At 55.9% G+C, this 8,512-nt stretch carries 14 protein-coding genes; 5 read left to right on the top strand and 9 right to left on the bottom strand.

The window, feature by feature from the left end; genetic code table 11:
* Nucleotides 1-351 precede the first annotated feature (351 nt).
* The 4 genes from F8C90_RS10460 to F8C90_RS10445 all read right to left on the bottom strand — a co-directional run bounded on the left by F8C90_RS10460 (nt 352) and on the right by F8C90_RS10445 (nt 2,140).
* Nucleotides 352-660, bottom strand: a complete 309-nt coding sequence (locus tag F8C90_RS10460; protein WP_158050450.1) for an RNA helicase — start codon at nt 658-660, stop codon at nt 352-354.
* Between the two features lie 134 nt (nt 661-794).
* The gene (locus tag F8C90_RS10455) at nt 795-1,052 is read right to left on the bottom strand and encodes a DUF6508 domain-containing protein (RefSeq protein ID WP_158050449.1); all 258 of its coding nucleotides are present in this window, start codon (nt 1,050-1,052) and stop codon (nt 795-797) included.
* Nucleotides 1,053-1,128: 76 nt separating this feature from the next.
* Nucleotides 1,129-1,386, bottom strand: coding sequence for a hypothetical protein (locus F8C90_RS11050; RefSeq protein WP_170264645.1), 258 nt, complete (start codon nt 1,384-1,386; stop codon nt 1,129-1,131).
* A 163-nt stretch (nt 1,387-1,549) separates the two neighbouring features.
* The gene (locus F8C90_RS10445; protein WP_158050448.1) at nt 1,550-2,140 is read right to left on the bottom strand and encodes a TetR/AcrR family transcriptional regulator; all 591 of its coding nucleotides are present in this window, start codon (nt 2,138-2,140) and stop codon (nt 1,550-1,552) included.
* 133 nt (nt 2,141-2,273) lie between these two features.
* Here F8C90_RS10445 and F8C90_RS10440 point away from each other — a divergent pair, with 133 nt between their 5' ends.
* The gene (locus F8C90_RS10440) at nt 2,274-3,509 is read left to right on the top strand and encodes a voltage-gated chloride channel family protein (protein ID WP_170264644.1); all 1,236 of its coding nucleotides are present in this window, start codon (nt 2,274-2,276) and stop codon (nt 3,507-3,509) included.
* Between the two features lie 151 nt (nt 3,510-3,660).
* Here the strand turns inward: F8C90_RS10440 and F8C90_RS11335 are convergent, their stop codons facing one another.
* The 3 genes from F8C90_RS11335 to F8C90_RS10430 all read right to left on the bottom strand — a co-directional run bounded on the left by F8C90_RS11335 (nt 3,661) and on the right by F8C90_RS10430 (nt 5,107).
* On the bottom strand, nt 3,661-3,792 hold the full coding sequence (locus tag F8C90_RS11335) for a hypothetical protein (RefSeq protein ID WP_281350346.1): 132 nt from the start codon (nt 3,790-3,792) through the stop codon (nt 3,661-3,663).
* 41 nt (nt 3,793-3,833) lie between these two features.
* Nucleotides 3,834-4,103: a hypothetical protein gene (locus tag F8C90_RS10435; protein WP_158050446.1), complete on the bottom strand. Its 270-nt coding sequence runs from the start codon at nt 4,101-4,103 to the stop codon at nt 3,834-3,836.
* A gap of 740 nt (nt 4,104-4,843) precedes the next feature.
* Nucleotides 4,844-5,107 carry an ArsR/SmtB family transcription factor gene (locus F8C90_RS10430; RefSeq protein ID WP_211361101.1) on the bottom strand — a complete coding sequence of 88 codons (264 nt, stop codon included), beginning with the start codon at nt 5,105-5,107 and terminating at the stop codon, nt 4,844-4,846.
* Between the two features lie 161 nt (nt 5,108-5,268).
* On the opposite strand from F8C90_RS10430, the gene F8C90_RS10425 reads away from it, so the two are divergent.
* The 4 genes from F8C90_RS10425 (at nt 5,269) to F8C90_RS10415 (ending at nt 7,359) form a co-directional block, all read left to right on the top strand.
* A complete protein-coding gene (locus F8C90_RS10425) occupies nt 5,269-6,270 on the top strand; it encodes a permease (protein WP_158050444.1) in 1,002 nt (333 codons plus the stop codon).
* 172 nt (nt 6,271-6,442) lie between these two features.
* A complete protein-coding gene (locus F8C90_RS11045) occupies nt 6,443-6,715 on the top strand; it encodes a hypothetical protein (RefSeq protein WP_170264643.1) in 273 nt (90 codons plus the stop codon).
* Between the two features lie 69 nt (nt 6,716-6,784).
* Nucleotides 6,785-7,138, top strand: a complete 354-nt coding sequence (locus F8C90_RS10420; protein WP_158050451.1) for a thioredoxin family protein — start codon at nt 6,785-6,787, stop codon at nt 7,136-7,138.
* Between the two features lie 11 nt (nt 7,139-7,149).
* On the top strand, nt 7,150-7,359 hold the full coding sequence (locus F8C90_RS10415; protein ID WP_158050443.1) for a biotin/lipoyl-containing protein: 210 nt from the start codon (nt 7,150-7,152) through the stop codon (nt 7,357-7,359).
* Nucleotides 7,360-7,766: 407 nt separating this feature from the next.
* Here F8C90_RS10415 and F8C90_RS10410 read toward each other — a convergent pair whose 3' ends face one another.
* Both F8C90_RS10410 and F8C90_RS11460 read right to left on the bottom strand, forming a co-directional pair.
* Nucleotides 7,767-8,036: a hypothetical protein gene (locus F8C90_RS10410; protein WP_158050442.1), complete on the bottom strand. Its 270-nt coding sequence runs from the start codon at nt 8,034-8,036 to the stop codon at nt 7,767-7,769.
* A 377-nt stretch (nt 8,037-8,413) separates the two neighbouring features.
* Nucleotides 8,414-8,512, bottom strand: a 99-nt coding sequence (locus F8C90_RS11460; RefSeq protein ID WP_158050441.1) for an IS3 family transposase, incomplete at its 5' end; no start/stop codon positions are given.

Genomic DNA, 8,512 nt, shown 5'->3' with positions numbered 1-8,512 from the left:
ACATCCTGGCGCTCTTCTCGAAGTCACCGGTGAGCGCCAGCATCTCGAGGGCCTTTTTTCTTGCGGATTGACTGTACACGCGAACTCCTAACCGGACCGAATGGTCCAACTATTCGTCCGCACCCCCCCTCAGCCGGATTGAGTTTCAATTTTTGTCCCAGTAGACGAGAGGGCGGGGTAGGGAGACCAAAACCCTCCCCTAGTGTCCAAAACCTGCAAGCCACTTGCAACTAATCAAAAGGAATAATTACAAGTGGCTTGCATGACGGGCAAGAAACCGCAGGTCAAAGATTTGTTGAAGCGTCATCTGCTCAAAGAATAGTCACAGGCGGCTTCTTTCAATCATTAATGCTAAAGAGCCGATACCCTTGGAGTCTCTAAATCCTCGATGCTATACGAACCGTCGTTGATTTCGTCGAGCCGTTTCGTGAGCCTGCTAAGCAAAGTGAGCATCTTATCCTTATCGGCTTTTTGTTGATCCTCGTTGAACCAGCAAGCCTGGTCATGGGAATCGAACTCATAATAAGAGTCGAAGATGTCTTGGATTTCGTGGTTAAGCCGGCGGAGTTCCTCATCGTTATCGATGGCATCTGTCCCTGTTTCAGGCTTGCCTGTCTTGGGATCGCTCTCCCAGATGGGTCCTTGAAGATAGTCGAGCATGATTCGAACGACCTTCTTTTCCTTCGGATTCCTGCTCTGCTCTTTCCGCTTTAGGATCCTGAGTTCACTAGCAAGATAGGTTATCTATTTCGGGCGGTTGGCAAGCCAGACGCTGGGACAAATTGTCCAAGCGTTTATTCATCGTCGATTTCCTTGAGCCTCTTCATCCACTTGAGCATCATTCCGTTGCCCAGGTAGCGGAGCAGCAAGCCTTCGCAGAACCTGTCGCTGCGAACGATGGTGACAATCATGGCAAGGGTACATTTTCCGTCGCATTTTGATACGTTAGCTGCAAGGACGGACTCCTCATCAGGCAAACCGTAGCTGTCCAGAACGCCTCGATAGTCACGTACGCCAAGATCCTCATTGTCGTCAACGCACTCGTGGACCATCTTGATCAGTTCATGAGCAGCCCTTCCATATTCAACAAAGGGAATAAGAATGAGGCTTCGCTAGTTTGTGTGGTTGCTAACCCCTTCCCGGCAACGTGATCGACAGGCTCGAGCAGCGCAGCATGACGAGCGCGATGAGATTGTCGATGTTGCGGAAGCCGCCTAAAGGTCCTCGTAAGGCCCCAACCCCTATGCGTCGCTTCCCGTGCATGGTCATGCACACCTGCCAGATGCCAGAGGTCATCAAGCGCATAGCGCTCAACACCGACACCAACCAGTTCGACCTCAACGTCTTCTTCTCGGCGGAGGGCGAGGCCGCGCAGTTCAAGTTCAAGAGCTATGTTCAGATATGGCTCGACCTCATGCGCGGCCAGCACATGCCCACTACGGTCGACGAGCTCAAGCTCGGGGAAAGCCAGCCATGTTGTTCTCTGACATGCGCCTGCTCTCCGTGCCTGGCCACACCCTGTGGTTCCTGCCCAACGTCGCAACTCAACCTAGTCTTCATCAAAGATGCCCGACATCCCAGTCTTGCAGAGCCTGTTTATGAGGCATGCCATATCTTCGGGTGAGCCTTGCGCCCCCTCGGAAACCCAACGTTCGAGCAAGGCCATGGATCCTCCTGCGGCAAATGCAAAGGCATCGGCATGTCGGGGATTTCTTCGGATTCGTTCTGCAGTTGAGTCCATGACGAGCTTGTAAGCGGACAGTATCTCGCGCTCTATGTAGGTGCGTCCGTCGCTTGTCGCGAACAGCATCTCATATGCATGTTGGTTCTCCTGAACGTTCTCGCATAGCTCGGTTAGCCATGCCACGCTTCCGTGTCTTCTGGTCACAGCAAGAGAATGCGCCACCGCGCTTCCAAGGTCGGCCATCAACTCGTCAAGAACGTCTGCCGGTGAACCGTAATGAGCGTAGAACGTGTTCCTGTTCACGTGGGCGCTGGCGCAGAGAGCAGTGATGGATATGTCAGCGAGGGGCTTGTCTTCCATCAGGTCAAGCAGCGACTCCCTCAAGCGCTCCTTGGTCTTCGTGACGCGCGCATCCTCCTTGACCGGCTTCTGTCGCCGCTTTACGTATTCAGCCATCTCGCACCTCGCTGTCATACAAATCGCATAGAAAGCGTTCGATATCTCTTGTTATACAAGAACGTATTGCATGGTAATTCACTCACCCAGCTAATATAGGCCAAAAATGGATCAGGAGATTTCGGAGAAGCCAATGATAAATGAGACGGTCGGCAACGAGCGCGGAGTTGGGTCGAGGAGCATGCTTGCCGCTCGCTGGATCGCCGCGGCGCTCTTCATGTTGGCGTTGGGCCTTATATTGGGCCTTGCAATCATGGGCGTGTTCGACTTAGCGTACGCGGTCATCGAGCTCGTATGGATCGACTGGAACGGCATAGCCGACGTTCCCTTCTACCCTCTTATCCCTGCCACGCTTGCCGGGGTCGCTCTTACCCTAATCGCCTTCAGATACGGAAAGCCGGAACGTCCCATGGATTCGATGGGGGCCGCCGCGAAGGAAGCGGCGGACGAGGTCGAAGTGAGAGCCGCCGCTTCTGGCTATTCGAACGGGCCAAGGCGTCCTCTTCCCGTACGGATAGCCGATTTTCTGCTTCCCTTCGCAGGAGGAGGGCCTGTTGGTGTGGCGATGGGCCTTGTCGGATTCATTATGAGCGGATGCGCCTGGGCGAAGAGGCGCGTGATGTCCCTCTGCGGAAAGTTCGGAATCCTTGCCGGGGAGAAGGACTTCAGCAAACGTCAAAAGACGCTGCTCTACACCATAGGCATCGTGGGCGGCTTTGTCGGTGCTGCTGCCGTCGTTGAGCTGTTCGGGCTCGGGATGGTGATCCCCCGGGTGGAGGCTGCTCCAATCTCTCTTGAAGCTGTCGGAATCGGCGCTCTCGTTGCGGTTGCGGGTTGGGTGCTTGGGCTTGCTTATGTCGCGTGCGCCAAGCTGGCGAAAAGGCTCTGGGAGCATGCAAACAAGGCGCAGAGGCTTCTGCCCCTTGTTTGCGGAATTGTGCTCGGGGTCTCCATGATATTCCTTCCGCATGTCGGGTTGCCCGGATCGGATGCTTACTCTAGTCAGCTCATGGGAAACTGGCAGGAAGTCGGACCCGCCGTGCTGATTGCGACGGCTCTCGTGCGTACCGTGCTCATCGCATTCCTGCTCAATATGGGATGGTCGGGAGGACCGTTCTTCCCCATTGTCTATTGCTCGATATGTCTTGGGCTCGGGATAGCGGGTGCTTTCGGGGCAGATGCGGGAACGTGCGTGGCGGCCGCTGTTGGCGCCGCCCTGGTCGCATTTTCAGGTCAACCCTTGATGGGGGTCGCTGCCCTCATGTGCTGCCCGGTAGAAAGTATTCCCGTTATAGCTGTGGCGGTCGTCATTGCTGCGGGCATTCCTCGCCCGAAATCGCTCAAAGGGGACTTCGCCAGAAGGAGATAGATTGACTCCTAGGGAAATGCCGATTAAAGTGCCTTGAATACTCATTGCTAGTGCAACGCCTCTAATGAAACACCCCATCGAGCCACTCTAGAATGACGTCTGCGACAACAACATCTAGAGAAGGGGGCATCGATGGGGTGCTACGGGTATCTTAGTGCAGAAGCGCCATAAGAATAGGGTCGTCGGGCGTGCCCTTGTGCTCGCGGTCGATAATCCACTCGCCATGAGTTTCCTCGGATTCAAGCAGGGGGATCAGCTTCGTTATCTTCTCGAACCTCTTCATAGGCCTCCTTCCAGTGCCACTGGGGCAAATTGTCCCAGCAGCTAAAACTCCTCTTCGCAGTCGTTGCAGTGCCACTCCGGATCATCGCCGGTGACGCAACAGCCACCGATATGCACGCGGCCCTCGTCGATGTCCTGGATTAGGCCGTCGTAGAAAACGGGATCGCCCCAGATGATGCGCGCAATGTTCTCGCTTCCGCATTTAGGGCATCTTGGGCCATAGCCGGCGTTCATCTGCTTGCTGAAAGCCTCTGAGGTTTCCTTTCCCATTGCCATTAGGGGCAGGTCGTATTCGTTGATTTCCAGTGCCATTTCGTTCCCCCTAGCTATCAATTCTGATTACTAAGCAATTTTCGCTATCTGAATTTTAACTGGGGCGATGAACTAGCCATGTCCGTTAGTGCGGACAACGCAAAACAATGCAAGGTAATACGATTTTTTAAGCTCGCCAGAACATAGCGTCATCAGACGGTACGCCACGGACGGAAAAACAGCAGGTCAAAAGGCCTAAATCTTTACTCCCACTCTATAAATACAATTATTCATCTCGTGCACAGAGTGTCTTAGATTGTATCGGCATTTGGACGTGGCGGCACGTTACGGCACGTGGCGGCACGTTACTGGGACGGCACTGGGACAAAAACCGAAACTCAAAATTAACTCAGCCGGATTGAGTTTCAATTTCTGTCCCAGTAACGATAGGGGTTGAATGACGGCGGCAAAAACCCTCCCCTTACGCCAGAAAGTGGTTAACCACCTGTAACAACTCCTAAGCGATGCTGATGAACAAGCTTCTGCGCATATGTAAAACACCAGCTCACAGCCTTATAGCCTTGTTACGACTCATTTGGAGTAACCGTAGGTGGCTTTAGCTCAATTCTGCTTGCTAAAAATACCTACTGGGACAATTTGTCCCAGTAGGATGGAAAGGAACTGCCTTGTCCCGAAATCGGCCTCCACTTGATTTTGGTAGAGGAAAGGATGGCGCCGAGGCGCCGTCCTTAAGTTAAGGCTCTTGAGCCTCTACGTGGAACCCAAAACGAGCGCATGGGTTAAAAGGAGAGAAAGCGCGAAAGCTCCTCGGAAGCTTCGCGGGATGCGGTGTAGTGCACCCATCGACCTTCTTTGTGGCAGGAGACGAGGCCGGCATTGCACAGCTGCTTCACGTGGTGCGAGAGGGTAGGCTGGGTGATGTCCATGCCCTTCAGGATCTTGCATGCGCAGATATCGTCCTGCGCGCGGATAGCCTTGTATACGGCCAGGCGGGTGGGGTCGCCAAGCGCCTTGAACGCGGCTGCCAAATCAATGTCGCTCATCGGTCCTCCATTCCTCTCAATATCGGTAATTCTATCACCTTCCATAGACATATTGACATTCGTCTAACCATTTATGCATCTCATATTGACAGACGTCTATATATTAGTATCATTCTATCTAACATAGACGTATATCTATCTATCTATTAGAAGGAGCGATCATGGAGTCGATAGGAAGCTTCGTTTTGGACCAAGTGCTTAAGATGCAGTGGCTGTCGGAGCTGATCGCCGGCCTGCTAGGTCTCGCCGGCGTCGACGCCACGTTCCAATGGGGTGGAACGCTGCACTTCTTCCTGTACGACACGGTGAAGATTGTGATCCTGCTGTGCGTGCTGATCTTCGCTATCAGCTACATGCAGAGCTTCTTCCCGCCGGAGCGAAGCCGAAAGATCATGGGGCGCTTCAAGGGCGTCTGGGGCAACGTGGTGGGCGCCCTGCTGGGAACGGTCACGCCGTTCTGCAGCTGCAGCTCCATACCGCTGTTCATCGGCTTTACCCGCGCGGGCCTGCCCCTGGGCGTCACCTTCAGCTTCCTCATCTCCTCCCCGATGGTCGACTTGGGAAGCCTGGTGCTCATCATGAGTATCTTCGGTCCCGGCGTGGGGCTGGCATACACCGCAGTGGGCCTCATAATCGCCATCGTGGGCGGTGCGTTCATCCAGCGCCTGGGCATGGAGGGACACCTTGCCGACTTCGTTCGCGGCGACGCGCCAGCCGATGCAGAGCTCCTGTCCATGACGGTTGCTGAGCGCCTCATGTTCGCCCGCAAAGAGACCTGGAGCACGTTCAAGAAGGTCTTCCCCTACATCCTGCTCGGCGTGGGCATTGGCGCGTTCATCCACAACTGGATTCCGCAGCAGTGGGTCGAGCTGGTGCTGGGCGACGGCAACCCGCTGGCCGTCGTGCTGGCGACGCTCGTGGGAGCCCCCATCTACGCCGACACCTTCGGAGCCATCCCCATCGCCGAGGCCCTGTACTACAAGGGCACAGGGCTCGGAACGGTGCTGGCCTTCATGATGAGCGTGACCACGCTCTCCATCCCGTCGCTCACTATGCTATCCCGCGTCATCAAGCCAAGGCTTATGGCTGTGTTCATCGGCGTGTGCCTGGTGGGCATGTGCGTAAGCGGCTACGTGTTCAACTTCCTGCAACCGCTGTTCTAGCAAGCATTTCGAAATGACGCGTCCGGCAGGCTGACGCGTGGAAGATAGGAGAAAGCCATGTTGGAGATCAAGGTTTCCGGAACCTATGGGCCGCAGCTCGAGGAGCTGGCGGCGCTGACGGAGATGACCGCAAAGAGGGCCGACATCGAGGCCCGCGTGAGGGGGTCCGACGATGGGTCGGGCCTGGGGGTTTACCGCGAGCCCGTGGTGGCTTCGGGATCCGACGTCGTCATCGGCGGCACCCCCCACCGTAACGGGGATCGCCAACGCCTTGCTGGCCGCCCAGGGAAAGGAGCCGCTGTCCGGTCAGCTCATCGACGCGCAGGTTGATGGCAACCCCGCCCTGGTGGACAAGCTCGCCGGCGCCACCTACGTCCAGCTGCTCATCGGCTCAGTGACCCTGGTCGGGTCGGACGGCAGGCCGATGCTGAGTAGGATGGCATAGCGCGGGCAGGCATTTGTTGGAAAACGGGCGCCGACCGTATCACCGGCGCCCAGCGTGAAAGGATTCACTATGTTCGGGTTTAGGAAGAGTAAGGAAGAGAAGCGGGTTGACGAGGCAAAGATGCCTTGCGCATACAATGAGGACGCTCCTCAGATGAAGGAGGAGCCCTGCGGCTGCGGATGCGCTGGCAAGTTGGAGGTCAAGGTACTTGGAGCGGGCTGCAGGAAGTGCCACGAGCTCAACGAGAACGCGAAAGCCGCCATCGCGGAACTCGGCATCGATGCGGACCTGGAGTACATCACCGACATGGAGCGCGTCATGGGCTACGGCGCCATGAGCCTGCCCGCCTTGGTGGTCGACGGAAAGGTTGTGGCCGCCGGTATGGTCCTCAAGCCGGCCGAAATCACGGCGTACCTCAGGTAAGGAGCGGCCTCATGGAGATCAGGGCGACACGCAGCGGCTACATGGTGTTTTGGAAGGGGCCGGATGGAGACTCGGTTGTGGAAGGCCGGGTAGTCGCATCCATGGAGCAGGGTAAGGGCAGCATGGCGATCACTGCGCCTTGCAGCGGAAAGCTCGAGATCCTCTTCGATCGAGGCATGACCAAAGACGGGCGTTTGCTCGCAACTGCCAATGCAGGGTAGTCGATGCGGCTCGAAGTCGCCAAAAGCCCGTATTCCCGCGCTGGGGAGAACCTCGCCTTCGAGCAGGAGCTCCTCAGGAGCGGGAGGCCGTGCCTGTTCACCCACAGGGACGCGCCGTGTGAATCTGAGTCTGAATCTGAATCTGCCCCAGATTGGTTGACACTTGTAATTCCGTTTTCTTGAAATGGGACAGGTTTGCGAGAAGAGACGCGCACCTCGCAATCTGTGCCATCCGCCGCGGCAAGAAAGCGTCGCATCTCGACGTCTTCGTGCGGTTTGAGGACATGGATGAGGTCACCGCCTTGGTCCCTGTAGGTCCGATCAACGACGAATGTCTCTGTGCATCCGTGCTTGCCTTTTTCGAGCATTCGAACCCCTTCTAGCACTGGGACAAATTGTCCCAGCAGCTAAAACTCCTCTTCGCAGTCGTTGCAGTGCCACTCCGGGTCTTCACCGGTGACGCAACAACCGCCGATATGCACGCGGCCCTCGTCGATGTCCTGGATTAGGCCGTCGTAGAAAACGGGATCGCCCCAGATGATGCGCGCAATGTTCTCGCTTCCGCATTTAGGGCATCTTGGGCCATAGCCGGCGTTCATCTGCTTGCTGAAAGCCTCTGAGGTTTCCTTTCCCATTGCCATTAGGGGCAGGTCGTATTCGTTGATTTCCAGTGCCATTTCGTTCCCCCTAGCTATCAATTCTGATTACTAAGCAATTTTCGCTATCTGAATTTTAACTGGGGCGATGAACTAGCCATGTCCGTTAGTGCGGACAACGCAAAACAATGCAAGGTAATACGATTTTTTAAGCTCGCCAGAACATAGCGTCATCAGACGGTACGCCACGGACGGAAAAACAGCAGGTCAAAAGGCCTAAATCTTTACTCCCACTCGATGGCTTCGGTTCTGCCGTCCCGTCACTCCAGTTGCACCCAGTTTTAGCCGCCGTCTCGAGCCGAGTGCCGCCAGGTAACGCCATGTCGCGTTTCGTCGGCTTCGGGGACAAAAGCTGGGACAACTCTAAAAAGGGGGTGCGGACAATTCCTTGGACCAGCCTAAGCGACCAATCCCTTGCTTGACCGATACTGCCTAGGACTCATCCAGCCGAGCGATTGCTTCTTGCGGCGCTCGTTGTAGAAAACGATGTACTCGTT

It is taken from the genome of Ellagibacter isourolithinifaciens (assembly GCF_008831035.1).
Taxonomy (GTDB): domain Bacteria; phylum Actinomycetota; class Coriobacteriia; order Coriobacteriales; family Eggerthellaceae; genus Ellagibacter; species Ellagibacter isourolithinifaciens.
This window is presented reverse-complemented; position numbering and strand designations above follow the sequence as displayed.

Excerpts from the sequence above, each read along its gene's own strand:
- F8C90_RS10430 (WP_211361101.1), bottom strand. The coding sequence starts at position 5,107 with ATGAGCGACATTGATTTGGCAGCCGCGTTCAAGGCGCTTGGCGACCCC.
- F8C90_RS10455 (WP_158050449.1), bottom strand. The coding sequence starts at position 1,052 with ATGGTCCACGAGTGCGTTGACGACAATGAGGATCTTGGCGTACGTGAC.
- F8C90_RS10420 (WP_158050451.1), top strand. The coding sequence starts at position 6,785 with ATGTTCGGGTTTAGGAAGAGTAAGGAAGAGAAGCGGGTTGACGAGGCA.
- F8C90_RS10415 (WP_158050443.1), top strand. The coding sequence starts at position 7,150 with ATGGAGATCAGGGCGACACGCAGCGGCTACATGGTGTTTTGGAAGGGG.
- F8C90_RS10410 (WP_158050442.1), bottom strand. The coding sequence starts at position 8,036 with ATGGCACTGGAAATCAACGAATACGACCTGCCCCTAATGGCAATGGGA.
- F8C90_RS11045 (WP_170264643.1), top strand. The coding sequence starts at position 6,443 with ATGGGTCGGGCCTGGGGGTTTACCGCGAGCCCGTGGTGGCTTCGGGAT.
- F8C90_RS10435 (WP_158050446.1), bottom strand. The coding sequence starts at position 4,103 with ATGGCACTGGAAATCAACGAATACGACCTGCCCCTAATGGCAATGGGA.
- F8C90_RS11335 (WP_281350346.1), bottom strand. The coding sequence starts at position 3,792 with ATGAAGAGGTTCGAGAAGATAACGAAGCTGATCCCCCTGCTTGAATCC.
- F8C90_RS10425 (WP_158050444.1), top strand. The coding sequence starts at position 5,269 with ATGGAGTCGATAGGAAGCTTCGTTTTGGACCAAGTGCTTAAGATGCAG.
- F8C90_RS10445 (WP_158050448.1), bottom strand. The coding sequence starts at position 2,140 with ATGGCTGAATACGTAAAGCGGCGACAGAAGCCGGTCAAGGAGGATGCG.
- F8C90_RS10460 (WP_158050450.1), bottom strand. The coding sequence starts at position 660 with ATGCTCGACTATCTTCAAGGACCCATCTGGGAGAGCGATCCCAAGACA.
- F8C90_RS10440 (WP_170264644.1), top strand. The coding sequence starts at position 2,274 with ATGATAAATGAGACGGTCGGCAACGAGCGCGGAGTTGGGTCGAGGAGC.